The organism is Rhizobium leucaenae USDA 9039 (assembly GCF_000426285.1).
GTDB lineage: Bacteria > Pseudomonadota > Alphaproteobacteria > Rhizobiales > Rhizobiaceae > Rhizobium > Rhizobium leucaenae.
Genome location: NZ_KE384517.1, coordinates 1 through 26804, shown reverse-complemented (window position 1 = coordinate 26804; position 26804 = coordinate 1). Strand labels below are relative to the sequence as shown.

The 26804-nt window shown below is 58.4% G+C and carries 26 protein-coding genes and 4 pseudogenes; 12 read left to right on the top strand and 18 right to left on the bottom strand.

Annotation, left to right across the window (positions count from 1 at the left end; translation table 11 throughout):
* A partial coding sequence (locus K290_RS37770) for a DUF5801 repeats-in-toxin domain-containing protein (RefSeq protein WP_037137004.1) occupies nucleotides 1–1540 on the bottom strand: 1540 nt, incomplete at its 3' end.
* Between the two features lie 241 nt (nucleotides 1541–1781).
* Between K290_RS37770 and K290_RS35810 the strand changes: the two genes are divergently transcribed.
* Nucleotides 1782–2993 carry a type 1 periplasmic-binding domain-containing protein gene (locus K290_RS35810; protein WP_082960275.1) on the top strand — a complete coding sequence of 404 codons (1212 nt, stop codon included), beginning with the start codon at nucleotides 1782–1784 and terminating at the stop codon, nucleotides 2991–2993.
* Between the two features lie 249 nt (nucleotides 2994–3242).
* Nucleotides 3243–4193: a transglutaminase-like cysteine peptidase gene (locus K290_RS0133525; RefSeq protein WP_028755434.1), complete on the top strand. Its 951-nt coding sequence runs from the start codon at nucleotides 3243–3245 to the stop codon at nucleotides 4191–4193.
* 60 nt (nucleotides 4194–4253) lie between these two features.
* Here K290_RS0133525 and K290_RS0133520 read toward each other — a convergent pair whose 3' ends face one another.
* From K290_RS0133520 to K290_RS35800, 9 genes are all read right to left on the bottom strand, one after another.
* Nucleotides 4254–4907 (bottom strand): ribbon-helix-helix domain-containing protein, encoded by a 654-nt coding sequence (locus K290_RS0133520; protein ID WP_028755433.1) that lies wholly within the window; start codon nucleotides 4905–4907, stop codon nucleotides 4254–4256.
* A gap of 7 nt (nucleotides 4908–4914) precedes the next feature.
* On the bottom strand, nucleotides 4915–6216 hold the full coding sequence (locus tag K290_RS0133515; protein WP_028755432.1) for an HlyD family type I secretion periplasmic adaptor subunit: 1302 nt from the start codon (nucleotides 6214–6216) through the stop codon (nucleotides 4915–4917).
* A complete protein-coding gene (locus tag K290_RS0133510; RefSeq protein ID WP_028755431.1) occupies nucleotides 6216–8366 on the bottom strand; it encodes a type I secretion system permease/ATPase in 2151 nt (716 codons plus the stop codon). The genes K290_RS0133515 and K290_RS0133510 overlap by 1 nt, the downstream gene beginning before the upstream one ends.
* 29 nt (nucleotides 8367–8395) lie before the next feature.
* The gene (locus K290_RS0133505) at nucleotides 8396–9721 is read right to left on the bottom strand and encodes a TolC family outer membrane protein (protein WP_037137000.1); all 1326 of its coding nucleotides are present in this window, start codon (nucleotides 9719–9721) and stop codon (nucleotides 8396–8398) included.
* Between the two features lie 739 nt (nucleotides 9722–10460).
* Nucleotides 10461–10769, bottom strand: a complete 309-nt coding sequence (locus tag K290_RS35805; protein WP_028755429.1) for an SDR family NAD(P)-dependent oxidoreductase — start codon at nucleotides 10767–10769, stop codon at nucleotides 10461–10463.
* Nucleotides 10720–10884: a hypothetical protein gene (locus K290_RS38710; RefSeq protein WP_245276734.1), complete on the bottom strand. Its 165-nt coding sequence runs from the start codon at nucleotides 10882–10884 to the stop codon at nucleotides 10720–10722. The genes K290_RS35805 and K290_RS38710 overlap by 50 nt, the downstream gene beginning before the upstream one ends.
* 193 nt (nucleotides 10885–11077) lie before the next feature.
* Complete coding sequence (locus K290_RS0133495) at nucleotides 11078–12112, bottom strand: AraC family transcriptional regulator (protein WP_028755428.1); 1035 nt, start codon at nucleotides 12110–12112, stop codon at nucleotides 11078–11080.
* A 57-nt stretch (nucleotides 12113–12169) separates the two neighbouring features.
* Nucleotides 12170–13000, bottom strand: a complete 831-nt coding sequence (locus K290_RS0133490; RefSeq protein WP_028755427.1) for an oxidoreductase — start codon at nucleotides 12998–13000, stop codon at nucleotides 12170–12172.
* 9 nt (nucleotides 13001–13009) lie between these two features.
* Nucleotides 13010–13411, bottom strand: coding sequence for a hypothetical protein (locus K290_RS35800; protein ID WP_051264290.1), 402 nt, complete (start codon nucleotides 13409–13411; stop codon nucleotides 13010–13012).
* A 162-nt stretch (nucleotides 13412–13573) separates the two neighbouring features.
* On the opposite strand from K290_RS35800, the gene K290_RS0133480 reads away from it, so the two are divergent.
* From K290_RS0133480 to K290_RS35790, 5 genes are all read left to right on the top strand, one after another.
* Nucleotides 13574–14182, top strand: coding sequence for a J domain-containing protein (locus K290_RS0133480; protein WP_028755426.1), 609 nt, complete (start codon nucleotides 13574–13576; stop codon nucleotides 14180–14182).
* A 788-nt stretch (nucleotides 14183–14970) separates the two neighbouring features.
* On the top strand, nucleotides 14971–15408 hold the full coding sequence (locus K290_RS0133470) for a curlin (RefSeq protein ID WP_028755425.1): 438 nt from the start codon (nucleotides 14971–14973) through the stop codon (nucleotides 15406–15408).
* Between the two features lie 64 nt (nucleotides 15409–15472).
* Nucleotides 15473–15871 carry a curli-like amyloid fiber formation chaperone CsgH gene (gene csgH, locus K290_RS0133465; RefSeq protein ID WP_028755424.1) on the top strand — a complete coding sequence of 133 codons (399 nt, stop codon included), beginning with the start codon at nucleotides 15473–15475 and terminating at the stop codon, nucleotides 15869–15871.
* A 172-nt stretch (nucleotides 15872–16043) separates the two neighbouring features.
* Complete coding sequence (locus K290_RS0133460; protein WP_028755423.1) at nucleotides 16044–16457, top strand: curlin; 414 nt, start codon at nucleotides 16044–16046, stop codon at nucleotides 16455–16457.
* A gap of 529 nt (nucleotides 16458–16986) precedes the next feature.
* Entirely contained in the window at nucleotides 16987–17586 is a 600-nt protein-coding gene (locus K290_RS35790; RefSeq protein ID WP_051264289.1) for a TetR/AcrR family transcriptional regulator, read from the top strand.
* 4 nt (nucleotides 17587–17590) lie between these two features.
* On the opposite strand, the gene K290_RS38160 is transcribed toward K290_RS35790, so the two are convergent.
* From K290_RS38160 to K290_RS0133440, 3 genes are all read right to left on the bottom strand, one after another.
* A complete protein-coding gene (locus tag K290_RS38160; protein WP_202595652.1) occupies nucleotides 17591–17854 on the bottom strand; it encodes a Rossmann-fold NAD(P)-binding domain-containing protein in 264 nt (87 codons plus the stop codon).
* An 11-nt stretch (nucleotides 17855–17865) separates the two neighbouring features.
* Nucleotides 17866–18291 carry an SDR family oxidoreductase gene (locus K290_RS38155; protein ID WP_202595651.1) on the bottom strand — a complete coding sequence of 142 codons (426 nt, stop codon included), beginning with the start codon at nucleotides 18289–18291 and terminating at the stop codon, nucleotides 17866–17868.
* A gap of 117 nt (nucleotides 18292–18408) precedes the next feature.
* Nucleotides 18409–19248, bottom strand: a complete 840-nt coding sequence (locus K290_RS0133440) for an SGNH/GDSL hydrolase family protein (protein ID WP_245276733.1) — start codon at nucleotides 19246–19248, stop codon at nucleotides 18409–18411.
* Between the two features lie 926 nt (nucleotides 19249–20174).
* Between K290_RS0133440 and K290_RS0133430 the strand changes: the two genes are divergently transcribed.
* Both K290_RS0133430 and K290_RS37680 read left to right on the top strand, forming a co-directional pair.
* Nucleotides 20175–20414 carry a DUF982 domain-containing protein gene (locus K290_RS0133430; protein WP_028755420.1) on the top strand — a complete coding sequence of 80 codons (240 nt, stop codon included), beginning with the start codon at nucleotides 20175–20177 and terminating at the stop codon, nucleotides 20412–20414.
* 200 nt (nucleotides 20415–20614) lie between these two features.
* Nucleotides 20615–20791 carry a hypothetical protein gene (locus K290_RS37680; RefSeq protein WP_154668715.1) on the top strand — a complete coding sequence of 59 codons (177 nt, stop codon included), beginning with the start codon at nucleotides 20615–20617 and terminating at the stop codon, nucleotides 20789–20791.
* 166 nt (nucleotides 20792–20957) lie between these two features.
* Here K290_RS37680 and K290_RS0133425 read toward each other — a convergent pair whose 3' ends face one another.
* From K290_RS0133425 to K290_RS35785, 4 genes and pseudogenes are all read right to left on the bottom strand, one after another.
* Entirely contained in the window at nucleotides 20958–21530 is a 573-nt protein-coding gene (locus tag K290_RS0133425) for an NADPH-dependent FMN reductase (protein ID WP_028755419.1), read from the bottom strand.
* Between the two features lie 83 nt (nucleotides 21531–21613).
* Nucleotides 21614–22269: pseudogene (locus K290_RS37120) on the bottom strand (nitroreductase).
* Between the two features lie 239 nt (nucleotides 22270–22508).
* Nucleotides 22509–22595 (bottom strand): annotated as a pseudogene (locus K290_RS37675) (FTR1 family iron permease); the annotation flags it as partial.
* Nucleotides 22596–22907: 312 nt separating this feature from the next.
* A pseudogene (locus tag K290_RS35785) lies at nucleotides 22908–23798 on the bottom strand (M24 family metallopeptidase); the annotation flags it as partial.
* An 18-nt stretch (nucleotides 23799–23816) separates the two neighbouring features.
* Here K290_RS35785 and K290_RS0133410 point away from each other — a divergent pair.
* Nucleotides 23817–24212 (top strand): annotated as a pseudogene (locus K290_RS0133410) (efflux RND transporter permease subunit); the annotation flags it as partial.
* Nucleotides 24209–25468 (top strand): arsenic transporter, encoded by a 1260-nt coding sequence (locus tag K290_RS0133405; protein WP_028755416.1) that lies wholly within the window; start codon nucleotides 24209–24211, stop codon nucleotides 25466–25468. The pseudogene K290_RS0133410 and the gene K290_RS0133405, both read left to right, overlap by 4 nt.
* Nucleotides 25469–25524: 56 nt before the next feature.
* Here K290_RS0133405 and K290_RS35780 read toward each other — a convergent pair whose 3' ends face one another.
* Nucleotides 25525–26541 (bottom strand): serine hydrolase domain-containing protein, encoded by a 1017-nt coding sequence (locus K290_RS35780; protein WP_280751239.1) that lies wholly within the window; start codon nucleotides 26539–26541, stop codon nucleotides 25525–25527.
* A 19-nt stretch (nucleotides 26542–26560) separates the two neighbouring features.
* Between K290_RS35780 and tnpA the strand changes: the two genes are divergently transcribed.
* Nucleotides 26561–26804, top strand: a 244-nt coding sequence (gene tnpA, locus K290_RS37115; RefSeq protein ID WP_161631264.1) for an IS66-like element accessory protein TnpA, incomplete at its 3' end; no start/stop codon positions are given.

The following is a 26804-nucleotide window of genomic DNA, read 5'->3' as shown; positions in this document are numbered from 1 at the left end:
TGTCGCCATCGGAATCGGTTGCCGTATAGCCGAAGGTCAGCGTGATGGCATCCGAGCCCTTGGCGTCATCGAGCGACTGAACCAGCGTGAAGTTGTAGTGGCCGTTGTCGGTATCCGAGACCGTGGCGTAGAAGACGATGTTCGATGCAGAGGTCGCCGTTGGAGCAGTCTCGCCGGTGTAACCGACCAGCGTGCCATCGGCCAGCAGCACCGTGTGAACGGCAAGACCATGCGAGCTCAGTGCGCCGCTGTCCTCACCCGTCGCCGAAACTGTGGCATTGGTGAAGGCAACTGACCGGTCGCCAAGGCCGCCCTTGTCGGTGTTGCCGCCGTCAGCGCCCCAGGAGATGTTAAGTGAACCAGTGGCGGTCGCGTCGCCGGTCGCATGGGTCAGGGCTGCGTTGCCGGCAGACAGAGCTGCTTCGGCAACCGAACCCGCCGTACCAACGGCCGCAACCGGCACGCTGTCCGTAATATCGACGGTCGCGACAGCCGAAACGGTATGGCCGCTCGTGTCGGAGACCGTGTACCGAAATTGCAGTTCAAGCACATCGCTGGCCGAATTGGCGCCGCGGGGATGGTCGAGGGCGGCGAGCTGGGTAAAGGTGTACGCGCCGGTCGAGGCGTTGAATACCAGCGTGAAGACAGTGACGCCGTTAGCGACACCGGTGACGGTCTGGCCGTTCTGGGTGACGGCAACCGGAACGCCGCCGGAGGTCAGCCCTGATAGCTGCTGAGTGCCGCTACCGGTAATTTCTGCCTCGCCAACAAGCGTGACGGTGGTGATCGCGGCATTGTGGCCGCCGAAGCCGAAGCGGCCGGTACTACTTTCCGTGAGAAAGGCGCCGGTGCTGGTGCCGCGTTCGATCAGCGAGGCTGTTTCGGTCGCCTGCTGAAGGATAAAGGGAACCCGGGTCTGGGTGCCGGACAGATTGCCGCCGTTACCGTTGCCACCTATGTCGCCAGGACCGAGGAGACCAATCAGATTAAGCGGCGTGCGGGGATTCCCAGCCTGGCTGTCCGTGAATTGGTGGCCGGAATCGGTGCTATTGCCGGCGTGAACCGAACCGTCGGGACCTTCGGCGACGTTGATGCCCTGCTGCTGAAGAGCAGCGACAACCGCCTGCTGCGGCAGCGTGACTTCGCCGATTAGGAAGGTCGGGACGTGCAGCGCACCGTTGATGATGACGATGCGCGTGCCGTCGGCCTGGATAAGCACAAGGTTGCGGCCCTCGACGTGGATGTCGTCGATCGAGGTGTTCGCCGGCAGATGGACGATGTTGCCATTGTCCGGCACGATTTGGATCGGCTGATGGGTGTCGATGTTTTGCGGGTCGTTGGCGGCGACGCGCGCCGTCTTGCCGTTCGCCTGCTGCTCGGCGGCCTGCGCCACTTCGAACGCGGCAACATCGGCATTTTGCGACAATGGCAACCGCTGATCCACACCGATATCGGCTGCAAGGCCCCCGTTCCGGTCGCCCGATGCGAAATCGTTCGAAACCGCTGCGTGGTCTACCGTCGAAATGCGCGAATCTTCCATAAGTCTAACTCCCGGTGCCTCGTAATGTGGCGCCAATCAATTACGAGAGCGGGATGATTGCAATACTTCATTAACCTCACCGATATAGCCGGTTATGCACGACCGCAGATATATTTACCCATGGTTAACTCAACAGCCAAACAACTCCTTAAGTATACCGCTTGACTTTCCGCCGGCCGCCGTGTGCAAATGCGCCACCATAGGCTGTCGCAGCCTGCGTTCGAGAATTGGGGAGTGAGTGGTGCCGTTTGCGATCAGCCTTTCGTCGAGCCTTTTGACCAATTGGCTGCGGCGCAGACCGCGTCGGCGGCCAACAGGCGGTGCCGTACTCACCCTCTGCGCCAGCCTCGCCGGATGCCAGATGAACGGTGTCGGCCTAAGCGGCAACAGCAAGAACGACGACATAAAAATGCCGTCCACAGCAATCGAGGAAACCTACGGCGGCGAAAGCGGCACGGAAATCACGCTGCTGCTGCGCAAGGGCGCGGCAGGTCTCTACGAAGGTCCGGCTCGCGACGTGCGTGACGGGGGAGTGCTTGGTGTTGGCGAGCTCGGCAACAATCAGGTTCGACTACGCGTGAAGGATGTCGGCCCGGGTTTAGCCGGAGTCGCGGCGCAGGTCGCGGCAGCCAAGGGCCGTAATGCCGCATTGATCGTCAGCTATCTGCCGCCGGCCGAGACCGCTGCCATCGCCGCCATTTCCCCCACCCAGCGCCCGCCATTGCTTAATCTTGCAAGTGCTATGGCCTCGACCGGCGGCGATGTCTTCAACCTCGCCTCGGACGAAATCGACAGCGCCACCGAGGGCGTCAAGGCCGCCAGCCCCGGAGGTCACAAGAAGGTGTCGGCGCTCGTACCCGCGGATTTTTCTCAAGCCGATAGCACCCGGTTGAGCAACGCCATCTGGAACAGCGGCAACACTTTCATGGGCCTCGGCCGTTACAACATAAGCGATCAGGCCGCGGATATCTTGACCAAGAACCGGCCGCTCATCCAATCGGCCGAAGTCGTGGTCATTCTCGGCGGCACGCCGGAAATCGGTATGGTAGGGAGTGCCGTGCGCAGTGCCGCCATTCCCGGCCAGGCACTCGTGGGCACCAACAGGTGGCCACAATCGGTCTATACGACGCCGGCTGTGAGGGGAGCATTTGTTGCGACAGACGATACGCAAAGCAGCGGGCTCATTGCCGAGCGTTACCAACGTCACTTCAACCACCCGCTGACAACCTCCGGTGCCTATGGCTACGACGCCATGGCGATCGCCTCCGGTCTCATCCGCTCCCAGGGGCCGCAAGCCATCACCGCCGCCAACCTGATGAACAAGGTCGGCTTCCGCGGCACGACGGGCCTTTTCCGCTTCAATGCCGCCGGCATGGTGGAGCGCAAAATGGTGATCAATACGATCGACGGCGGCAAGCTGAAGGTCGCCACGCAGCCCTCACAGTCGTTCTGAAGCAGACCGGTAGGCATCCAGCAACAGCGCGCGTTGGAGTGCGCTGTTGCTGTTGCGTCATCGATTCCCGCACCATGCCGGATCGTTTTAATGCCCCCGGCGACATCATCCTTAACGGTTTCCCACCAAACCCCGTGGAATTTTATACTTATTTGATCGTTCAATTTATACTTAGGTTACCTACGCTTCCGAACACCATATTCAGAGGTATCGCGCATTATTCTCTCAACCAGGGAGAAATAAGCGCCAATGGAACGCAAGAAAAATAAGATTATACTTGCAGCACTTGCTGCGACTTCCCTTGCCTTTGGTCTGTCGTCACCGACCATTTGCCTGGCGGCGACCGGCGATGCCGTCCGCCCCGTAGTCAACCTGCTTTCGGATCCGCTGGTCGACACTGTCATCGATCTCTTTGCGCCGGCCGCAGCAAACGCAGCGAAGGCGATAAGAGGCGTCGACCTTGCCGCGCTGAGCCAGAGCCTTGCCGCCGAGCCGGCCGGCCTTCCGAGTAACGATACGGCCACTCTCCAGCCGGTACACCCCGCACAGCCGACCAACGCCCCGATGGGCGACTCGGTGTTTGGAACCGTCGCCATTCCCTTCAAGCATCTTGCGGCGCTCGACAAGTTCGCTGGTCCGCTCGCCGAGATCCGGTCCGGCAAAGCACTCGATTGCGGCGCGGGCGGATGCGACGCAGCCGCGGCCGCCGTCGCGGCCGCCGAGACAAAGACTGCCGGCGCCTCGATCCGCGACAAGATCAACACGATCAATTTCACCGTCAACCATGCCATCCGCTACGCCAGCGACATGGATACCTATCATGTGGCGGACCACTGGGCGAAGCCGAGCGAGGCCTTGTCACACCAGCAGGGCGATTGCGAGGACTATGCAATATTGAAGATGGCCGCCCTCTACAAGGCAGGCCTCGATCTCGACCACATGACATTGGTCGTCCTCTTCGACCAGCAACGGCATTTCTACCACGCCGTCCTGTCGGTCTCTGTCAATGGCAACAATCTCATCCTCGACAACATGCGCGATGAGGTTTTGTCCGACAAGCGTATTGCCGAATATCTGCCGCTCTATTCGATCGTCGCCGGCCGCGGCTATCTGCACGGCTCCCGCGATCCGAATGCGCAAGCGGTCGTCGCTGCAATGCCGATCGCCAAGGTGGCCCCTGGCGAAGGCGAGATTCACTGATCGGGCTCGCTTTTTCGACCTTCAGGACGAAGGCCGCGCATAACGAAAGTTGCGACGTTTTCAATAAACGGAAATATAACCGATCAGCATCGGCGCTTCATGCGTCGGCGCCAGCGCCAGGTTGATCTGGCCCGTCAGCGATTGCGAACCGAGACCGATCTTGAAGCCGGTGTTCAGCGTCTTGCCACGATTGGCCGATAGAACGGAGAGCACTTCCTCGACCTGGGTATCGATGGAAAAGCGCAGGGTACGCGCCGTTTGCTGGACGTCGTCAATCAGCAGCAGGCGATGGCGCAGCATCTTCAGGAAGGCATCGTTGAAGAGCTTGATCCCGCGCTCCTGCGTCAACACCACCGCCGGCGTCGGCGACGCCTGAAGGACTGCATTGAGATTGGTCAGCGACGCGACATCCTCGATGGCATCCAGACGGCTCAGCGCCCATTTGAAGCTCAGCACACGCAGCAAAGAGGCGAGATTGCCGGTTTCCGGCATGTCGGCGGCTGTGTGGTAAACGAGGTCGCCGATGCTGATGGCGCCAGCTTCGGACATTCGTCCGAGGCCGTCCCAATAGATCCGCTCCAGGCGAATGCCGCGACGCTCGCCGCCGCCAGTCACGGCGCGGAAACGTGGTTCCAGTTCGTCGCCATCGACAGACGGCAAGGCTTCGCTGCGGGCCATCGTCGTGACTTCGTCCTTTCCAGCTACTTTACGCATGGCGCCCTCACCGTTCCGTCAGCGCTTCGGAGCGCGCCTTGTTGATCGGCTTCATCAGATAGGCGAGGATCGCTTTGCGGCCGGTCATGATCTCGGCCGAAGCCACCATGCCGGGGATGATCGGATAGTGCTTGCCGTCGCGCTCCAGGTCCGACTTGTCGGTCTTGATGCGCACGAGGTAATAGGTCTCATTCTTGTCCTTATCGACAAGGCTGTCGGCGGAGACGTTGACGACCGTACCGTCCAGCGCGCCGAAGATCGAGAAATCGTAGGCCGAGATCTTGATGACCGCCGGCTGGCCGACGCGCACGAAGGCAACGTCGCGCGGTGAAATCTTCGCCTCGATCAGCAGATTGTCGGCCGTCGGCACGACGCCGGCGATCACCTTACCGGCGTCGACATAGGCGCCGATCGTATTCACCTCCAGCGTATTGACGATGCCGTCGACCGGGGAACGAATATCGGTATGCTTGACGCGGTCGGATGCCCCGCGGATCGTCTCGTCGACGACGGACAGCTCCGACAGTGCCTGCCCCTTGTCGGTCAATGCCTGCTGGCGCAACTGCAGCCCGAGGTCGGTGACCTGCAGGGTCGCCTCCTTGACGGCCGCCTGCAGGCGATCCAGACTTTCGACATAGACTTTAAGCTGTCCCTGCAGGTCGACCAAGTCTCGCTGGACCTTCAGCACTTCAGTTTCGGCGACCAACTTCTTTTCGCCGAGCGGCTTCAGAAGATCATACTGCTTCTGGGCGCCGGCGATATTCTGCGTCAGGCGGTCTATATTGGCGTGCGCCTCGTCCAACTCGTTCTGATGCTGCTTCAAACGCTGATCGAGAACGTCAAGCTTGTTCTGATAGGCGGCACGATCCGCCTCGAAGAGCTTTTCCTCGTTGTCGCAGACGTTCTTCGCCGTGGCCATAATATCGGCAGGGCAGACGAATTGTGCGTCGTAGTTGCCCGCCTCCTCCAAGGCAAGGCGCTCGACTTTGGCACCGAGAGCACGGGCCTTGGCTACCGACTCGCCGAGCGTCGATTGTGTCGTGGTATTGTCGAGCTGGACCAGAAGATCGCCCTTATGGACGACCTGGCCGAGATTGACATTGATCTGCTGGACGATGCCGGGCTCGGACGACTGTACGATCTGCGTCTTCGATACCGGTATCACCTTCCCCTCGCCCCGTGCGATCTCGTCGATGTCGGCCAAGGCCGCCCAGGCGATGAAAGCGGCGATCATCAAGGCGCAGATGCCGAGGATCAGCCGGGCAAAAAACGGAGGATTGTCATGAATATTGCGACGATGAGCAAGCATTATGACACCGTCTTGCGCTGCATCGCCTCGATGACGGCGTGCTTCGGTCCGTCGGCAATGATGCGGCCCTTGTCAATGACGATCAGCCGGTCAACCAGCTCCAACATGCTGTGGCGATGGGTCGCCACCATCAGCGTTGTTTCCGGACCGAAGGCATTCGTCAGCCTGTTGATCAGGTTCCGTTCGCTCGCCATATCCATTGCCCCCGAGGGCTCATCGAGGAAGACGATCTTCGGCCGCGTCAGGAGTAGGCGAGCGATGGTCAACGCCTGCTTCTGGCCATTCGAAAGGTTCGCGCCGCGCTCGCCGACCGGCATGTCGAAACCGCGTGGGTGAACGGCGACGAATTCCTCGACACCGGTCATGCGCGAGACGGCCAGCAGCTCCTCGTCGCTGGCGTCGGCGCGGCCGAGCAGCAGGTTTTCCTTCACTGTGCCTGAGAACAGGTCCGACGACTGACCGGCGACAGCCACGGCTGCGCGCACCTCGGCCATGTGATACTGCCGGATATCGACGCCATCGATCAGCACGCGACCGCTGGCAGGCTGGAAAAGGCCGTCAAGCAGCCGACCGAGCGTCGTCTTGCCCGAGCCGATGCGGCCGATAATCCCGATCTTCTCGCCGGGCGTGACCGTGAAGGATAGCTGATTGATGACCGATTGGTCGGAACCCGGATATTGGAAAGAGACGTTCTGGAAGCTGAACCCGCCGCTGCGGATCTGCCGGTTGACGAAGCCGACAGTCGACGGCCGGTCATCAGGCTGTTCCATGATCTTATCGAGAATGCGCAGCGACATGGTGGCTTGGCGGAAGCGCGCCAGTGTCATGGCGATCTGGCCGAAAGGCGCGCCGGCACGGCTCGCCAGCATGACGGTCGCGACGATCGCGCCCATGGCAATTTTTCCATCGGCGAATTCATAGGTGCCCGCCACGACGATGAACACGCTAACCATCTGTTGCAACAGCATCGTCAGGTTGATGGCGTTCGTCGAGATGTGCTTGATGTCCTCGCTGGTGCGGCTCGAATATTTCGTCAGCTCCTGCCAGCGGCGCAGCATGGTCGCCTCGGCTCGAAGGCTCTTCAATGTCTCGATCGTCGAAATCGTCTCGACCAGCATCGACTGGCGACGCGATGCTTCATTCGTCGCAGTCGCCATGCGTTTGCCAATCTGCGCCTGGGCCACGAGGCCAATCACGACAGACAGAACAAAGGCAACGGCCGGAATAATCACCAGCCAGTCGGCGATCATGTAGATGACGATCAGGAAGATGATGACGAAGAGGCTGTCGATCAGCACGCCGATCGTGTTCGAGGTGAAGAATTCGCGCACGAATTCATATTGCGTTACGCGGTTGGCATATTCACCTGTCGACATCGGGCGGGAGGCCAGCGTCGAATTCAGGATTTTGTCGAAGATCAGTTGCGAGAGGCGCAGGTCCGCCTTGCGGCCGGCATAGTCGATCAGCGCCGCGCGGGCCGTCTTCAGCAGGAAATCGAAGAGATAGGCCAGGGAAATGCCAATCGTCAGCACCCAGAGCGTTGGGAACGCCTTGTTCGGCAGCACGCGGTCGTAGACGTTCATGGTGAAGAGCGGTGAGGCCAGCGCGATGATGTTGATAAACAGCGCCGCCAGCATGACGCGGGCATAGGTGCGCCAGTAGGGCACCAGCGTCGTGGCCAGCCAGTGACGCTTCTCGATCTCCATCGCATGACCGACCCGCGCTTCTTCCGAAGCATTCTGATAGAAGAGCGTAAAGGCAAAGGCGGTCTGCGGATTTAGCGCGGCAAGCTCATCCCGCGTCAAGCGGAGCGGCGCTCCGGTTGACACGATGTCGATGACATAGGCGCCATTTTCGGTCATTTCGAGCAATGGCAGCACGCCGCCACCGGCAAAGGTGACGATGGCGGGGCAGTCGAAATTGCCCAGCCGGCAATCGCGCTCCTTGTGCTTCAGCACCTGCAGGCCGACGCGTTCCGACAGCCGCTCGACATCGTCCTGCTCCATGGCCTCCAGAACCTCGTCCGGAACACCTGAAAATAGCACTGTATCGGAGCTCGGGCGCCCGTAAAATGCAGCGACCGATTTAAATGCCGATTTAAAAGTCTGCAGCGGTACACTCGCAGACACCTCAGGTGCCACGTTCAACATGGAGTATTATCCAATCCGGATCGCGACGATTAGCGAATCGGCTCGAGCAGATCCATCGGCAGGCCGGGCTTCTGATGCGAGTCGTATTTGGTATAGCCGGGATCAGCCGTGTTCGACGAAACAGCGAACTGATCACGGGCATAAGGCGTTGCCTGATCGACCGGCTTCAGCTTCATCGTCGACAACAAGCTGCCCGATGCGGCAAGGATCTTGTATTCGGCGAAGAGCGAGGCGACGTCCGCCGTCTTGGCCAAAACCTCGGTGTTGAAGCGGGTGTTCTGGGCATCCAACAGATCGAGTAGGGAGCGCTGACCGACCTTGAACTGCTCACGATAGGACGTCACGAGCTGGGCATTTGTCTTTTCCTGCCCGTCCAGGATCCGCGCGAGCTGGGCCTGATTGGTACGCTCGCTCCAAGCAGAACGAACGGACTGATCAACCTCGCGATATGTCTCACTCAGCGCATAGCGCTGTTCGGCGGCGCGGCGGACCAGTTCCTGCTGATGGGCAGTATCGATGCCGCCGTGATAGAGGTTCCACTTGGCGACGACACCGACCTGGACGTCGCTGGTGTTGCCCTTGTTGCCGTCAACATCATCACCAATGCGGGCGCTGCCGACGAGGTCTAGCCTCGGCAGGAAGGCAGACTTCGAACCGCGCACATCGGCGTCAGCGGCATTGACGTCGGCTTTGCCCGAGGAAATCTGCGGATTGTTCTTTTGGGCGACGAAGACAGCGTCATCCAGCGTCTTCGGCAGGTAACGGGCCACGGAAGCGGGACGCTGCGCATTGCTGATAGGCTCCCCTACAACCTGAAGGTAGCGGATCTTCGTGGCATCCAGTTCCTGCTTGGCTTCCTGAAGGCGGGCATTGGCCGCTTGCATGCGCTCGCGACCTTGATAGCGATCGGCGTCGGTAAGCGCGCCGCCCTTGATACTATCCTCGATGTTGCCCACCATCTGCTTATGGAAGGCGACGTTCTTCTCCGCCGCAGCGACGATTTCCGTCTGCAGCATATATTCGAGATAATCCTGGGTTACTTCAAGCGCCAGGGCTTCCGAACGCTGCTGAACGCGAAAGGATGCGCTGTCGACACGAGCCGCCTGCTTGTCCTTCTGCGCCTTGCGGTCGCCGCCGTCAAACAACGTCTGGGTAATCGTCAAGCTGACGTCGGCCGGATTGAGGTAATCCGTGTTACGCGTCAGGGCTCCCGATGTGACGTCCGAAAGTCTACGGCGACCATAACCCGACTCCAGATCGATTGATGGTAGATAAAGGCCCCTCGCCTGACGCAACTGGAACTCGGTTGCCTCTCGATTCTGCGCAGCCTCCATGATCTGCGGATTGGTTTTCATTGTCTTGTCTATTGCCTGCTGCAATGTCGTAGCGCAAGCAGCACCGCCCAATAGAGAACTAACGGCTACCGAGATCCCGATCGCCCCAATCAATCGTTTTCTATAAACCAAAATATACCCTTCCTATATAGCAATACTTTGCTAATATAATATAATTGAAGCGTCTTCGCCTATTAGCCATAGACGAAACACCTTTCCTTTGAAAGGAGACTCCTTACTTATTGTCTGAAACAGTTAATATCGCGGCGCGCAAGCCTGATAACCAACAATTTTCCGACTATTTTTGGGCTATTCACAGCCGAAGCATGAATTTTGTCAGCGTTTGCGATCATACCAAATTTGAACGTTGCTCTCGAAAGTCTATTTGTTCATCATTATGCACCCCGCCAACGACGGAAATGTTGCCGCGGCTGGTTTTTGTCTAGCGACTAACGCTTCGGAACATTATCGCGACACAAATCCTCTTTGCTGTACAAATAGTAAGCCAGCAACTTTTGCTATGCTGCTAAGTGGCCTTTGACACAAAATGAATTGCAATATGCATGGTCTTCACGGCAAAAGAACTTAATCGCAACGAAAATTTTCTATCGGTCATATTGCGAAGCTCACATAAGCTTGTAGGGATCTACCATCAGAACTCGTGTGTAGCGTCGATAATGGCGTCACAGCAAAGATGGCTTTTGGCCCACTCGGGCTTTGCCCTATTTCTCGGCTGTCCGGACAATCCGACGCCAGGGCTTTATAGCGGTCGTTTTATGGACTTCGCCATGAAGCACGAGATTGCCAGCCGTAATACTGCGGCAGATGCTGGATCAGCCTGGATCACGCGTAACGTGCCGAAGAAGTTGGTTTCAAATTCCGCCTTGATGTCGGCTTCCGCTGTTTCCTCGACTGCACCGACCAGCGCATAGCCGGCATTGTTCAGGATGACATCCAGTCTGCCGAAATGGCCATGTGCTCGCTCCACGACGCGACGAACTTGATCGGCATCGGTGACATCAAGGGCGAGCGGCAGAACCGCCCCGCCAAACGGCGAGATGGGCGACACTTTCGAGCGAGCGTGCCGTCACTGCGACTTTGTCACCGCGGTTGAGGGCAGCATCCGCCCAGATGCGACCGAACCCTCGTGAGTCGCCGGTGATGAACCACACTTTGCCAGACATTTCTGATCTCCTTTATTTGATTGCCTTGCTTCGATTGCCCCGGCATTTCTTGGTGCCAGCGAGGGTCTGCCGACGCAGTCGCCGACCGCGCCAATCGGATTGCGCGAGGCGCCAAACGATTTCTTCTGTTCGATACGGAAGATTGGTTTCGCGGTTCGGCGCTGGGAATGGAGCGCGTCCACGCCGATCGGCATCAATGCAAGGCGTGGGCTGCGGGAGTGTCGCGCCCGTTCAATTCACGCCATTGCAACGGTGTCAGCCCCTCCCAGTCGCGAAACGCACGATAGAAAGAACTGCGGTCCTGATAGCCCAACAGACATGCGACCTCGTCGATGTCGGTGGTCGGATTGGACAGGAGCTGGCGTCCGAGTTCACGGCGCGCGTCCGACAGCAGCTCACGGAACGTCTTGCCCTCATCGGTGATGCGGCGCTGGAGGGTTCGCTCGCTCATGTTGAGGTCATGGGCGACCTGCGACAGCTCGGGACGTCCGCTTGCCAGGCTTCGCTTCAGCACGACCTTGACCTGGTCCCCAATGGAGCTGCGGGCCTGCAACTCGCCCATGGCCGCGGCAAGCGCGGGTGTCAGGATCTCCAGGAGCTCGGGGTTGTGCCCGGGAAACGGACGATCGAGATCGGAGGATTTCAGAACAAGTTTGTTTCGGGAAGCACCATATTTGATCGGGCATCCGAAGAAAGCTTGATAGACATCGCTTTTCGGCCCTACACGCATGAACTCGACGCGAAGAGGCGCAAGCGGCTGCCCGGTCCCGCGGCGGCCAAGTTCAACAAGGAAAGCAAAGGCGACATCCGTGGCGATAGCCGGTTCCGGCTCGCTGGCGTAGATCCAGTCGCTGGTGATCGAGACTTCGCCTTTCTCCTCGCTGAAACTCAACTGCTCGGGGGTGCAGAGCCGCTTGAAGCGCGCGACACGGTAAAGACCATCGCGATAATCCCTGGCATGAAAGGCGGCCAACGTGGACGGTGGATGGACGGCAGTGTCGGCTTCGCGGACCAATCGAAGCCCAAGGGCAGGCTCCGGCACCAGTTCCTCGAGCGCCCGGAATATGGCGAAATACTGCGCCGTCGTCACCATCCCGCTGTCACTCAGGTGCAGCGTGGCGGGAAGCCGGGCCTGACGCAGGACCGCAGACGGCGGCAGGCCGATCCTTTCGACCGCACGCCAGAACGCCAGAGGAACCTTGCATTTGTCTGCCGGTATTGCCGTCATCCGAGTCAGGCTCCTAGAAACGCTCATAGGGAGATGCCAAGTTCTGTTGCTGAAACTCTATCGCATCTGGCTCATGATGATACGATCGAACATGCGGTCGCCAAACCATTTGCGGATAGCGATCATCGGCTTGGCGTATTTGCCGGCAACAAAGCGCGTGCGCGGTCTTTTGGCTGCCACCGCCGTCGACACGACATCCGCGATCACCTTCGGATTCGTGCCGCGGCCATGCCCATAGGTTTCCCTGGTGGTCTTGGCGACGGCCTGCGAGACCTTGGCATAGGCGCCCGCACCCGAGCGCTTGACCAGGCCGTCGGCAACGACATCACCGAAGCCGGTCTCGATCAGACCCGGCTCCACGATGACGACATTGATGCCGAAGGGCGCCAGTTCCAGCCGCAGACTGTCCGACCAACCTTCGAGCGCATGCTTGGTGGCATGATACCAGGCACCAAGCAGCGTATAGATTTTGCCGCCCATTGACGTGATGTTGACAATGGTGCCGGAGCCTCTCTGGCGCATGGCAGGCAGCAAAAGCTGCGTCAGACGAGCCGGGCCGAAGACGTTGACTTCAAACTGGTATCTGGCCTCGTCCAGCGGAATGTCTTCGACCGGACCATAAAGTCCGAAACCGGCATTGTTGACCAGGACATCGACGCCGCCGGTCTCGGCCAGAATTGTGCTGACGGCGGCCTGGATCTCGTTGTCGTCGGAAATATCCATCTGCAGGGCACGCGCGCCGATTTTCACCAGATCGCGCATCTTGTCGGCGCTGCGAGCCGCCACGTAGACCCTGAAGCCGTCGCTGATGAGGCGCTTGGCGATTTCCTTGCCCATGCCGGAGGATGCGCCGGTCACGAGTGCTGTTTTCTTGCGATTGTCGCTCATGTTTTGTGGTCATACATTCGGACAGGCCCATAAGGCCTTTTCGCCGCCCGCGAGGCTGAAATCGGCAGTGGTGCCGTTGGCAGTCAGGCTCAGCGATTTGCCGCTGGTCAGCGCCATAACAGCCTCGGTCGTGTTCGGGACGTCGATCGCTGCCGTTGCTGCCGTGTCAGCAGTCGACGAGAAATCTGTGGCCGTGCCGCCATCGATCGACCAGGAGCCGGTCACCTGATCGCCCTTGGCGAAAGTGAACTTCGAAGAGTTGGCAAACAGGACCTTACCGCCAACGGCGAGAAAGCCGACGCCTGTCGCGGTGTTCTGAGCGAGGCAACCGGTGAAGTTGTCGCCATCTTTCAGCGGCGTGACGGAGAATTCGGCGGCATCGACGGACGCAGTGACGAGACAAGGCTGCAAATGCCTGGTCTCGATGGGAATGGACCACCGATCCGTGATGGCGTCATTTGCCCCGCAGGTGGTTTGTTAAATCGACTGGGATATCCGCAGATCCCCTGGAATCCGTCGCCAGCCGGGTGGCTATTTGTTGCCGAAATGAAGCGCTGCGGCCATATAGGCGCCATGACGGTTGATTCGAAGATATTCGTTGGCCTTAGGTCGACTCGTAAAAAGCCTACTTTGCAAGGTGAATCCACTGGTCCCATATGCCAATGGGACGGTTGCGAGAAGAATGGTGCGCACCGCGCTCCGGTCGGGCGAGATGCGGAGGGCCTCTATCTGTTCTTCTGTCTTGAGCACGTGAAGGAGTATAACAGGGGGTACAATTTCGCGACGGACCTATCTGACAAGGACATTGCCCGCTATCAGAGGGAAGCTGCCGCCGGTGGCCGCCGGACCTGGGGGACCAGCGTCAATCAGGCTTCCGAGCCTCCGATCCCCGGCAATGTCCGTTCCGGTTCTGCAAAAGCATTGAATGCCCGTAAAACTGCAGCGCAACGCCAGGCGCAAAAAGCCGATTTGCAGATCCGCAAGCTCAAAGTGCTGGAAGCAAGGGCATTTGAGACACTTGGCCTCTCCCCGGATGCGACGCCGGAGGAAATCAAAAGCCGCTATAAGGAAAGGCTCAAAATGCACCATCCGGATGCCAACCAGGGCGACCGCACGTCCGAAGACGAACTTCGAGCATCGATCGAAGCGCACAAGATCCTTAAACTGAACGGATTTTGCTGAAAGGCTCCTTCCCCTTGACTATGCACAAGCTGCTACTGCGTAAGCGACCGGAGGCATCCTTTGATCTCGGAGCTTGAATTCATCGCCGCGCAGATCTCGTTATCGATGATACAATGATCATCGCCGCCAGTTGCTCGCCTTCTTCGCTCTCTCGAGCAATATTCCTTTTTAGCAGAATGGCCTCGAAGGCGCGCTGACAAATGTCCAGGTCGACCGAATCAAGAGCGATGTTACGGTCACTGAGATACCTGCTAATCATCTTCCTTCCTCCTTTTCGCGCATCGCCCGACCGAGAATGATTGTAACTTCTCCGCGAAAACGATTGCCAACCGGCGAGCCGGTACGACGTTTTCAGATCAAGGCCACATGCCGCCGTCGCGAGAGTACGCGTCGCTCTTTCGGGTCCCGGTCTCGGACGCAGCACTTGATAGACACAAGCTTGCGATGATCCACACGGGGCGGATCTGTTGTCAGGCCTAGGAACTGTCGTTCCTCGCTTTCGGGAGAAGCGACCGAGGCACGATCAGAGTGATCGACGGCGTCGGCCATCTTCCACATCATGTTGTATCAGCCGTAGCCCGACAGACGCTGAGCGATCTTTCGAGGGAGCGAGCATAGCAATCTTCGACGAGAGGTGTTGAATTTGAATGGGGCGATCTGGCCTCGGGAGGGACGCCGATCTCCGCGAATGAACCCCGACTGAATGATGCCTTCAGCTTCCGTTCCGAAGGGAGCGTCTAGAAGAAAGACGTTCAACCGCGGTCTTATCCGCCTGAGGAGACATAGTCATGATTCGCACGTCTATCATTGCAACCGCACTCGTCGCTCTCGTCGGCATTACCGCCGCAGCCCCCGCCATGGCCAATGATGTCCGTATCGAACAATATGGCTGGTCGAACTCCGCCGGTGGGGCACAGGAAGGATACGGAAACCGGATCAGAACCTACCAGAATGGTGGCTACAACCGGATTGTCGGCCATCAATATGGTCGCCATAACCTTTCGGCTGTCGGCCAGGAAGGCAATGACAACTATGGCGCCACCTATCAGAACGGCGACCGCAACGTAGCCGGCATCGGCCAGTTTGGCTCGAACCACACGACCATCCTTACTCAGGACGGCAATGGCAACATCGCGGCTGGCGTTCAGGTTGGCCATGGCTGCAACGCCAATGTCAGCCAGGGCGGCAACGGCAATGTCGCAGCCTTCGTCCAGGCGTGCCCGTAAGGCACGGACGCGATGGCGTGAAAGAGACCAACACCGCAAATGCAGACCATTAGGGGGATGACCCATGCCAAATAGCATCAAACATCCACGCCGCCTGATAACGATTCTCGCGCTGGTCCTGCTTCCAGTGGGCGCCTTTGCTGCCATGACAACTGCCAACCAATCTGACGGGGCGCAGCTTTGCGAAATCAAAGCAACGCCTCGGCCAGGTCTGGTGAGACTGGATGCGCTCGTCCGCGCCGACAGCCATGTCGGCGGGACTTACACCTTCCATGTCGAAAAAGCGGGAGACGGCGGAAGCTCCACGATCAATCAGAGTGGCGATTTTGATGCCGTTTCGGGACATTTGGCAGTCCTCAGCTCCGTCTCGCTTGCCTCTAAAGGAACCGAATACAAAGCCACGCTGGATGTCGTGATCGGGGATAAGAGTTTCAGCTGCACGAAGCAGATCAGCGGCAACTAATCGGCCTCTACACTCCGGAAATCTCTTTAAAAGGGCGTCGGTTTCTGACGCCCTTTTGCTTTCGAACAGGCCGAAACGACTGAATGACAACTGAACGGGCAATTCCGACTGGGTTCAGCTGAAAGATGCGAAAGTTGATCATCGGCCAAGGCAGCCGGAAATGGAGATCAGGATGACCCGCAACGTGTTTAAGATCCTTACCGTCGCTGTTCTTGCCGGGAGCTTGGGGCAAGCAGCTTTGTCTGCGCCAGCCTATGCCGGCGGATGGATCTCGTTCAACCTCGCGCCGGACAATGCCGAGGATGCGGGACTTTTCTCAACCGGGCTACACGTCTATTCGCTCTACCGCGGCCTGAAAGACGCTGACATCCGGCAGCTGGGCCGGGGTAATGCGGCTGGCATCGCTCAGGCTGGCCGTAGCAACGTCGGCTTCATCCAACAGCGGGGCAATGGTCATTCCGCAACCTTGCGGCAGAACGGCAACAACAATGCCTATGGCATTTTCCAGTATGGACGAAATACTGAAACCGACGTGGTGCAGGACGGGGACAATGGCAGTGGCGCTACGTTCAGCTATGGCTGGTAAGGCGTTCACAAGGCCGAGGCGCGTTGGGACCGGACTGGGAAAAGACCACGTTCTCGCCATCTTGAATCCGCGATGATTGCCTAGCTAAACTTTTGAGCACGCATCTGCCGAACCCCACGCAATGGCTCTCCTTGGCGGTGGCGAAACCGTTGAACGTGCATCTCTGCGACGTCGACGTCTCCACCAGTGCCATATGCGACTACGCATCGGCTTGCAGTTCAAAGGCCAGAACCGACGACCCTGCTGTTACAAGAGCTATCGATCTGAAATTCCTCAGTAGCGGACATGGGGTTTGCGTGTTTTGAAGGACCGTTTTGGGCTCGATTAAGTCGGTCTAGGCAAGTCCCGAGCCCATTGCAGACACTGACTCTGACGCGGACTTCGCCATTCCCTGAAGCTGCTGTTCATTCGTCCGTCGACTTTCGACGTCATTTTTGGCTAAACGGTCGTCGACAAACCCCTGAGCGTTGTTAAAATGCCCTCGCGTCGGGTCCTTTACCTGCCACCGTCAACTTGATATTTTCACCTGATGATAGGCAACGCCAACATTTTGGCCCGGCGCATCCCGAGGCAGCACCGCTCACGGCAAACTGTTGAGGCTGTCCTTGCTGCCGTCCCCCTGGTCCTGAAACGGCACGGGGTCGCATCAATCACGACGAACCGCATTGCCGAGGTTGCAGGAGTCAGTATCGGCTCACTCTATCAATATTTCCCGGACAAGAGTTCGGTTTTCAGCGCTTTGCATGAGCGCCATGTCGGGGACGTTCGAAACATACTGGAACGCAATATTGCAGCCCCTAAGTCATCGTCTTTCAGGGAATTGGTGGTCGATCTCGTTGAAGAGCTTGTCGATCTGCATTCCGTCGAGACGGAATTGCACCAGCTTGTGTCCGCATCGGTCGATCAAGGCCCGGAGCATTTTCGCCGTGCGCTGCGAGCAGTATTCGAGCGGGCGATGGCCCAGTGCGGCTCTGAAAACATGAACCGCATCCTGTTCGTCCTGCCAAGTCTGGTCGAAGGCGTCGTCCACGGAGTAACGTTATCGCCACTCACGTCTAGCCAGGCCAAGGGCGAAGCGGTGAAGGCGACCCTCGCCTACCTGTCCGCCCATCCCGAACTGGGCCGGTAAAAGGTCATCTGGATCGGCCGGTTCTTTCGGCAAAATAGCTGATGTTTTCGCCTATCCAATCGCTAAAGCTCTTTGATGCGCGTCCGAGTAGTTGCTGCAGGCCATCGCTGACTGTGGTGAGCCGACCCTCTCGAACTCGCCAGATATCGACCAGCGCCTCAGCATAGGGGCGATCGGCCCGCATCGACACGCCCATCATTGCATCGTCGTCCGACAAGGTGTCATAGTGGATGGAGTCGCTCGTCACCTCACCGATGGCTGCGGTCATTTCCCTGTAGCTCAGAGCTTCGGGGCCTGTGATGACCAGCGCGTCATGCAGGGCTTTCCCATGAGACAAAGTCGCCACGACCACCTCGGCAATATCGTCGGGATGTATGAAGGCAATCTTCCCTCGCCAGCCGATGAGGAAAGCACCCCGTCGTCGCGGATCGAATCCGCCCAGCTCAACGTATTCGACATGAACGCCGCTGTTTGGATGAACGTGTAGGGCACGCCACTGTCCCGAATAGCCGCCTCTCCGCGCGCGTGCCACGGGCCGGTACCGACGCCGGTTTTGACGTCGAGCGTTGAAAGTTTGACGAGATGCTGGATGCCTGCATCGCGCGCCGCCAGCGCACAGGCGCGGTCCCGCTGGCCCAAGTCTGCGCCGATGATCAGTGTGGGATCCTGCGAGGTCGCCCACCCGGATTTCTGCGCGGCCGCCAAATAGCTTCCGTGCTTTCCTGGCATCGCGGACGAGCACGCAAGGCGTCTCGCCTGCGTCGAGAAGGCGATTTGTGACTAGAGAGCCGACATTCCCAGTCGCGCCGGTGATAAGGTATTTCATAAAAGCTCGCTCCAGGACCGAACGATTTCGAGCGCGACCCTCTGCTGTCCCGCCTGCGTGAAGTGAAGCCCGTCCTCCATCAGCAATTCAGTCAGCGACGATGCGTCGAGTCTTTCAAACAAATCGACGACCGGATCACCCAAACTGCGCATGGCCGTCGCAACCTGTGCAATGTCTTCGTTGCGAAAGCGCACACCGAAGTGAGACAGCGCCCAATGTTTGGATACCTGGTTTTCATTCACCGCGGCCGGCGTGATCCACAGGCATCGCGCTTCTGTCTCTCTCATGACACGGGACCGGAGTTCAGCAAGATTTCGAGCAGTCTCTTCGTGATGAACGATCGTCTTGGTGGGTTCAGGGCCTTGCGTTCTTGCGTCGTTCAATCCGAGGAAGAACAAGACCCAGTCCGGACTGCCAGCCACCACTTCACTGATCCGGACCAACCCGTGGGTAGTCGTATCGCCACTGACGGCACTTGCCACCACCGAGATGTTGTCATTTGGCCGTTGGGCTAAAATCAACTCTTGCAGGATCACCGCCCAGGACTGTGGATCCGATGTCCGGCTATCGCCAAAAGCGAAGATTCGCGCGTTTTTGCGTAGGGGGAGCTTGTCAATCATTGCGCCGACATCGGGTGCTGCCAGGAGCATTCGCGCCGAGGTTTTCGCGCCCGCAGTGAGCTTGGCAAGTTGCGTTGAATAATAGTCTAAGTCGAGCCCCAGCAAAGCGGCACGGGCCTGCTCGGTGAGCGATACCGCTCCCGGAAGCGACGCTACGGTCCTCTCAGGTTGAAAGACCTTCATCATCCAATGCATTTGCTCTTTTGACATTTTCATCAGCGTGAGTTCCCCAGGTTTTAATGAGATGCCAGCAAGTTATCGATCAAGCGACCGATCGTCAGCTCGCGTTTGGAAGCGTTAAAACCGTTGGAAATGATGTGCGGTGGGAAGCGTTGCTCAGATTCTCCCGAGCAGTACGGCTCGACCGCCGTCATCATGTTGTCGAAGACGCCGCGCTCGCCTGCTGCTCAAAGCGTCACAAGAGCAGCTTACAATGTCCGCTTCTGGGATTCCCGCCGCTGAGGTGGACAGCACAATGGCAGACGAAGTGCAGCGACTGACGCACGTCCGCTTGCTGAACGTCTTGCTCAGAAGCAGTCAGGCAGGAGACCACCTCTTCATCGCCACGCTGGCGGGCGAAACTGAACGACAGCTTTCAGACAAGCGTCAACGCACTGGCAGGCGACCGAACTATCACCGTGTTCGACAACGCAGGCGCTGGCACCTCTTCCGACATTGTTCCACTGACAATGTCGAGCAAAGACGACGGACGTCGAAACCTTCATCGCGTCCCTCGACTGCGGCGAGGTCGAACTTCTCGGGATCTCGCTCGGCGGATTTCTCGCCCAAGTCATGGCGTCGCGCTCCAGGATCAAAGTTCGCAAGATGATCATCGCGGGAAGTGCATCAAGAGGTGGCGAAGAGCTTCTGCTGCAGGTGGTTGAGCAAGCTTTCGCGAAGAATGCCCGCGAGGTAAGGCTTCATGGTCACCGTCAGCAACAAGAACTGCGCAACGTCACCCGTCTCCCATTGATCCCCGCCGCCTTTTTCGGAATCGTCCTCGGCCTTTGCGGCTCAGCAATGTCTAGAACATTAGGCATGTGTCTCCTCTTGCCGGCATTGACCTTTGTTATTTGTCGGCAGCAGGCCGACGGAAGTCCAGAAACCTGTTATATCTATGTGAAACCCGGAGGCAGCTCACGATGGGTGACCGAAGAACATTCAAGCCAGTTACGATTACGATAAAGGGCAAGAAGAAGACGTTGCGCACGGTTCTTCAAGCAGGAAATACATTGCTGGACGACTGGCCGGAACAAACCATGGCAGCGAAAAAGGCCGAACGTCTTGTGCTGGATGTTTTGAACGACGTGGCCGAACCCGAAGACGTACGACGTGCACTCATCGCAGCCGCTGAGGCGAGCGGTCTAAAACATAGCCAGTGAGTCATGCTGCGCAGCGAGCCGCGATTTTTTCCTCGCTCAATTTGAGGACCTCTGTTCACACAAAAGCCACCCAGCCGTCTCCCAGATCGACCGCTTTAGGGAACCTAACTTGAGCTCGGTACAACGTAAGCGGTTAGGCTACCCATAGCGTAAATGCTCCGGATCGCTAACTTTTCGCATGAAATCATGCGAAGAATTCTATGAGCGAAGATATGAATCAGGCGCGAACGTTCGAGGTTTTGACGGCAGAGCCGATCCGCCGCAACTCTTTGGGTGGCGTTGTGCGGCACTTGCATCCGGCTCGATACGGCGACTTGATTGCGGGTGCGCTGAACAAACAATTGGGGGAGCCACGTTCTAAAAAGTCACGGGCTTGATTCATTGGCGCTCGCTGGATCGAGTTTGCTGGCGCGTTTAAGTGTCGCTCGAAATTCGAAGCTATCAAAGGCATAGGCGTGCCAGCGCCCAGCTTTCCGCAATGCGGTTGATTGGTTCGCCCGGCACCGATGGATCGCGCCGCTGATGGGTCGAGATCACCGGTGTCTAGGCGTCCTTTGGCAGCACTGAGCGGACCCTTGCGATGAAGGTGTGGAAGTCCCGCATGAACGTGCGCAGGAATTCGGCGGTGCTGTCGTTCGTGACCTCACCATCATCGGTGATCAGCCCGGGGGTGAATTGGATATAGGCTTCCGGAGCATTCATCTGCGGAGAGTTGCAGAAACTGAGCACGCTGCGCAAATTCTGCTGGGCGACGGCTGTGCCGATCGCGCCCGGCGACGTGCCGATGACCGCCGAGGGCTTGCGTGTGAACGAGTTGGTGCCGTATGGCCGGCTCGCCCAGTCGATTGCGTTTTTCAGCCCGCCAGGGATGGATCGATTGTATTCGGGCGTTACGAACAACACGGCGTCGACCGCAGCAATTGCCGCCTTGAATGCCTTGCCAGCCGGAGGGTAGTCGGCGTCATAATCGTAACTATAAAGTGGCAGATCCTTGAAGGATATCTCCGACATTTCAAGTTCCGGCGGGGCGGCGCGCACCAACGCCTTAGCGAGTTTACGGTTGATCGAGCCCTTAGCAAGGCTGCCGATCAGATAGCCTACTTTATGCGTGGTCATGGCGTTCTCCAATATCCCGCATGATAAAGGACGTATCATACGCGGAATTCTCGACGGGGTCTTTGTCCTTTGACAGCAAGCAACTATTCGCCGGTAAATGTGACAGTCTGGCCAGCGGGGCGCCGCCCGTACGGGCGTAACTTACCGTAGGGTCTTCGTAGTCGATTATACCGCAGGAGAGGATCAGCCCGTTTGGGGGTGACAGCACCTCCGCAACTGTCTCACGAACTTCCGACCACGTCATCTCTGGCAACTGTGCAGACCTTCGGCGCGAAGCAGAAGCATGACGGTCTGCAGATACATGCCGGGTTGGCCCATTGGGGCAAGCCCAGGTCACCGTCGATGTAGAACAGGGCGGCGGGGGCGCCGAAACAATTCCAGTTGGCGATCGCTGCCCGCTGGCACGCCTCCTAGTCCCCGCGCGCAATGGCAAGGGCGCTGTAGCGCTCCTTGCCGAAGGCGACCGGCGCTCCCCATAAGGAGTCCTAATTGTGGGCGGATATATCTCGTACTGCCGCTTTTCCCAGGCTTGGCCATGGGCCAGGCGTTCGACGGCTGATGTCTTGAGCTCGGCCAGTGGCGCGCCGGTCATCACGTAGGTGTTCCACGGCTGGATGTTCGATCCCCAGGACGACCAAGCTGCGGCGGACAGCACACGCTCAAGCACTTCCCTCGCAACAGGCTCGTCTTTGAACCCGCGCACTGACCGCCGGCTTGTGACTGCTTCGTATACGTCCATGATCGCCTCCTTGCGCCGGCCATTCGTTCCCGTCCTGATGCGGTTAATTATCTTCATTCGAGGTGGAGGCGTAATCACACCACGGTCTAGGAAGCGTATAGCAAACGTCCATCTGGGACCGATGCGCCGAGGGGCAGGCCGGCAACCTGCCGCAGGAAATCCTCTGCCACTTCATCCCGGCGTTGGAAACGAGCACGCCGGCTGAGGATGCTGGCCATGATCCCGAGCGTATGGCCGGCGACCGCGCGCGTGGGGGCGGCCACAATTCCGACCACCAGACCGGCTTCAAAGATTTCCCTGAAAACAATAATCAGTGCGGCCAACATGGCTGCAATGCTGACTCCGCGATGAAATATCCCTTGCGATGCCTTCGTGATACTCATCGACGGTTTTTATCGCCTCGGCAATTGATCTGGGATCAAGGATCAATGTCGCGTCGTCGACATGGAGTCGAGTATCCGCGGATTCCGGCTTCAGGACAAGGCCGCTCTTGCGGCATGAATTCTGAACCGGGTGTGGGGCGCTGCATAGGGATTTCTGAAGCCGCGCGGATCGGTTGCGCGCTAACCAAGCAGCGCACCGTCCGACTGGCCAAAATGGCAAATAAACGCCTCGCGCAGCTCTGCCACTAGCTTCGCTCAACCCTCCTCCCAGGGGAAACTATCAAGTCTTTGAGCGCCCGCAGAGGTGACAAGAGCCTGTGTCTCAAGCTTGATACTCTCAGATCCTTCCTCCGCAATCAGGCTTTCCACGTTCAACACCATGTTTTCTTCGATAATGCCGCTGAAGCCCTGATCGAAATCAGGGTGGAGCAGAATACCCGGCCACTCATCGGCCATTCCGGTTCCATGGATCGCCAACGTATAGCGAAAAGGGATATACTTCTCAGGAATACGCCAGCTCTTTTCGTTGAATTCCACGAATGTCATGCCGGGACGAATGATCGACAGATTATGTTCAATCTGATCTCTGGCGGACGAATACAGTTCCTTCTGTTTGTCGTTCATCGCAACATGTCCGCACGTCCATGAGCGCGACAGGTCTGCGCAATAGCCGTATGGCCCGATCATGTCCGTATCGAAGGAGATCATCTCGCCGAGTTTAATGACATAGTCAGAGCATTCCTGATACCATGGGTTCGTCCGAGGGCCGGCGGTGAGCAGCTTGGTTTCGAGCCATTCGCCGCCGCTTCGGGCGTTCTCAAAGTGAAGCTCGGCCCAGATCTCACGCTCGGTCCGTCCGGGCTCGGAAACCTCCTACATGCGCGCCATTCCTGCCTCGCACACCCGGATGGTCCATCGCATGAGTTCAATTTCTTCGGCGCTCTTGATCGAGCGGGCTCGTTCGGCCAGTTCCTGGCCGTCAAGCAACGTGAACCCGCGCTTTTGCAATTCGGATGCCGGTGCCGGCTCCAGCCTGTCAACCGCGATTCTGCCATTGTGACAGTGAGACCTGACGATCTCGGAAATCTCGTCGGCCCAGGTTTTCATACGATCTTCAACGAGGTTGCCGGCCGTGAAGAACAGGAATGGTTTGGATGTGCGGACCTCGGCGTCATCCTTTTGATCGGCATCGTCAAGAAAAACGGCATCATGCTCGTCGATTTCGCGATCCAGGCGGAACGAGAGGAAGGCCTGAGCAGCGAGGATGCCATCGTCAAAGCGGCCCAGATGCGCTTCCGCGCTATCCTGATGACGACGATGGCAGCCCTTCTCGGCGGTCTCCCGCTCGCTATCGGCCATGGAGCCGGTTCCGAACTGCGCCAGCCATTCGGCTACGCAATCGTCGGCGGGCTGCTGGTCAGCCAGTTGCTGACCCTTTATACGACCCCCGTCATCTATCTGCTGCTCGACAAGCTTCGCAACGAGACCGCTGGGCAGATCAGCGCTCGACCCGCGGACCAGGACGTCGATCAGCAGTTTCACATCCGAGGCAAAGCATGAATGCACCGTTCTATACCTCAGCCATCGCCGCCGCCACAGCCGCTGGTGTGGTCACCCGACCCTTTCGATTGCCCGAAGCCGTCTGGGCTGTCGCCGGGGCAACGCTGATCCTCATCCTCGGCATCATACCACCCGACGAAGTCTGGTCAGGGATTACCAAGGGCTTCGACGTCTATCTATTTCTCATCGGCATGATGCTGCTGTCGGAACTCGCTCGGCGGGAGGGCCTGTTTGACTGGATTGCTGCCATCGCCACCTCATACGCGAATGGATCTTCGCGACGGCTGTTCGTGCTTGTCTATGTCGTTGGCATCATTGTGACCACGTTGCTTTCAAACGACGCGACAGCTGTTGTCCTGACGCCAGCCGTCTATGCGGCATGTCGCGCAGCCAACGTGAAGGATCCACTCCCCTATCTCCTGATTTGCGCATTCATTGCCAATGCCGCGAGCTTCGTGCTGCCTATCTCCAATCCTGCCAATCTAGTAATTTTTGCGGGCGGGGAAATGCCACCACTATCCCGCTGGATGGGTACATTCCTGGTGCCTTCTATTGCATCGATCGCAATTACTTTTATAACCCTCTACTGGTCCCAGCGGCGTGCCTTGGCCGAGGATACGATTGCCCAGCAGGTCGCGCGCCCCGAACTGACGCTCTCTGCCAAACTGGCAGGAGGCGGCCTGATCTTGACCGCGATCTTACTAATTGCGGTATCGGCGATGCATCTCGACCTCGGCATTCCCACATTTATCGCCGGCGCCGTGACGACTCTGCTCGTTCTGGCGATCGTCCGGCAATCTCCGATCGGTATCATCCGGGGTGTAAGCTGGAGCGTGCTGCCGCTGGTGGCCGGCTTGTTCGTTATCGTCGAGGCTATCAATCATACGGGCGTGACTGCGATGTTTGCCAATGAACTGAGTGCGATCAGCACGCAGTCCGAGGCGCGGGCAATCACCATCGCTGGTGCCAGCGTCGCGTTTCTCTCCAATCTCGTCAACAACCTGCCCGCCGGACTGTTCGCAGGGAGCGCCGTTCAAGCCGCGCACGTATCGGATCGCGTCGCAGGCGCCGTTCTCATCGGGGTCGATCTTGGCCCGAACCTTTCTGTGACAGGTTCCCTTGCGACGATCTTATGGCTTTCTGCGCTTCGCCGGGAGGGCTTGAGTGTCAGTGCGAGTTCGTTTCTGAAGGTAGGCGTGGTGGTGATGATACCCGCGCTATTGGCGTCGTTAGCAGTTTTGCTGATAGGCCATTGACCTCTGAGCCTATCGACCGAGATAGAACCCGTCAAAATGGGAGCATTGAGCACCTTTCAAACGCCATAGATCGCCCGAACGATATCTTGCGGATAGGTTCCCAGGCAGCCTTCGACCGCCGTGTTGGACATGATCGCAGCGGAAATGGCTTTCACAGGATCGATAAACCAACTGTGCCCATAAACTCCGCCCCAGGTTACCGATCCTTTCGACATCGGGGTCTCTGCCAGGATCGGGTCTTGAATCACCGCACCTAAAAAGGAGAATCCTTGTCCTGGTTCGCCTGGGCGCGGGATGTTACCGATTTGGTTGAGAAGTGCCGCCTTCGCCGTCTCAGGCTTCAAGATGGGTGCCCCGCCCCGGCGGACGGCTTCGAGAAAGGTGATCAGATCCGGCGCTGTGCCCACCATGCCGGCACCACCGGATTGAAAAGCCTTGGGGTTGAACAGCCGGGTCGGCGCAAAAGTCATCAGATTACCGGCACTGTCTGGAACCAGATGGCGATCCTCCATCCTGACGGCAGCCGGATGGGCATCGGCATAGGGCGTGGCAAGCCGCTCTCGGTCACTGACGGAGAAACCGGTGTCGATCATCCCCAGCGGTTCGGTCACATGACGACGCACGGCCTGATCCAGACTGCACGCCTCGACCTGCGCTATAACTGCCCCAAGAACGTCAATGGCGATCGAGTAAGACCAGAGCGTACCCGGTGCGGCAAGGAGCGGAAAGGTAGACAATCGGCTAAAGTTCTCCTCGAAATCGAGGTCGGTGTCGGCAAGCCCGGCATCGAACATCCGCTCGGGGGGCGTGGTTTTGCGATCTGCGCCGTAACTGAGACCTGCAGTATGACTCAGTAGGTGGCGGATGGTGATATCGGCGATCTCCCCATCCGGCCGGCTGGGCCGGAAATAGGGAAGATAATCTCGCGCAAGGTCGCCAAGCGCCAGCCTGCCCTTATCGACAAGAGCGAGAGCCGTCGCTGCCACGAACGGTTTGGTCACGGAAGCAAGACGGTAAGCGCGATTTTCCCCGCACCTTCTGCAATTGAGTGAGCTTTGGCATGAGGTGTCCACCAAAATAGGTGGACACCAAGTGATGGAAGAAGGTCAAAAACTTGCCGTGCGGCTGGTCGGTAGGAATGGGAGACGCCGTTTCGATCAAAGTTCGAAAGACCGCCTTATTGCGGCCTGCCTTGAACCTGGCGCATCGGTATCGAAACTCGCGCGCGATCACGGGGTGAACGCGAACCTCGTTTGGAAATGGATACGGAAACATACCCAGCCCCTTGCGTCGCCGCCGTCTTCGACATCGTCTTTTATTCCGGTGCAAATCACCG

What these genes read in the sequence shown, in the direction of transcription:
- K290_RS0133525 (WP_028755434.1), top strand. Translation starts at nt 3,243, where the DNA reads ATGGAACGCAAGAAAAATAAGATTATACTTGCAGCACTTGCTGCGACT.
- K290_RS0133520 (WP_028755433.1), bottom strand. Translation starts at nt 4,907, where the DNA reads ATGCGTAAAGTAGCTGGAAAGGACGAAGTCACGACGATGGCCCGCAGC.
- K290_RS0133515 (WP_028755432.1), bottom strand. Translation starts at nt 6,216, where the DNA reads ATGCTTGCTCATCGTCGCAATATTCATGACAATCCTCCGTTTTTTGCC.
- K290_RS0133510 (WP_028755431.1), bottom strand. Translation starts at nt 8,366, where the DNA reads ATGTTGAACGTGGCACCTGAGGTGTCTGCGAGTGTACCGCTGCAGACT.
- K290_RS0133505 (WP_037137000.1), bottom strand. Translation starts at nt 9,721, where the DNA reads ATGAAAACCAATCCGCAGATCATGGAGGCTGCGCAGAATCGAGAGGCA.
- K290_RS38710 (WP_245276734.1), bottom strand. Translation starts at nt 10,884, where the DNA reads ATGTCTGGCAAAGTGTGGTTCATCACCGGCGACTCACGAGGGTTCGGT.
- K290_RS0133495 (WP_028755428.1), bottom strand. Translation starts at nt 12,112, where the DNA reads ATGACGGCAATACCGGCAGACAAATGCAAGGTTCCTCTGGCGTTCTGG.
- K290_RS0133490 (WP_028755427.1), bottom strand. Translation starts at nt 13,000, where the DNA reads ATGAGCGACAATCGCAAGAAAACAGCACTCGTGACCGGCGCATCCTCC.
- K290_RS0133480 (WP_028755426.1), top strand. Translation starts at nt 13,574, where the DNA reads ATGACGGTTGATTCGAAGATATTCGTTGGCCTTAGGTCGACTCGTAAA.
- K290_RS0133470 (WP_028755425.1), top strand. Translation starts at nt 14,971, where the DNA reads ATGATTCGCACGTCTATCATTGCAACCGCACTCGTCGCTCTCGTCGGC.
- csgH (WP_028755424.1), top strand. Translation starts at nt 15,473, where the DNA reads ATGCCAAATAGCATCAAACATCCACGCCGCCTGATAACGATTCTCGCG.
- K290_RS0133460 (WP_028755423.1), top strand. Translation starts at nt 16,044, where the DNA reads ATGACCCGCAACGTGTTTAAGATCCTTACCGTCGCTGTTCTTGCCGGG.
- K290_RS35790 (WP_051264289.1), top strand. Translation starts at nt 16,987, where the DNA reads ATGATAGGCAACGCCAACATTTTGGCCCGGCGCATCCCGAGGCAGCAC.
- K290_RS38160 (WP_202595652.1), bottom strand. Translation starts at nt 17,854, where the DNA reads ATGACCGCAGCCATCGGTGAGGTGACGAGCGACTCCATCCACTATGAC.
- K290_RS0133440 (WP_245276733.1), bottom strand. Translation starts at nt 19,248, where the DNA reads ATGAAAATGTCAAAAGAGCAAATGCATTGGATGATGAAGGTCTTTCAA.
- K290_RS0133430 (WP_028755420.1), top strand. Translation starts at nt 20,175, where the DNA reads ATGGGTGACCGAAGAACATTCAAGCCAGTTACGATTACGATAAAGGGC.
- K290_RS37680 (WP_154668715.1), top strand. Translation starts at nt 20,615, where the DNA reads ATGAGCGAAGATATGAATCAGGCGCGAACGTTCGAGGTTTTGACGGCA.
- K290_RS0133425 (WP_028755419.1), bottom strand. Translation starts at nt 21,530, where the DNA reads ATGACCACGCATAAAGTAGGCTATCTGATCGGCAGCCTTGCTAAGGGC.
- K290_RS0133405 (WP_028755416.1), top strand. Translation starts at nt 24,209, where the DNA reads ATGAATGCACCGTTCTATACCTCAGCCATCGCCGCCGCCACAGCCGCT.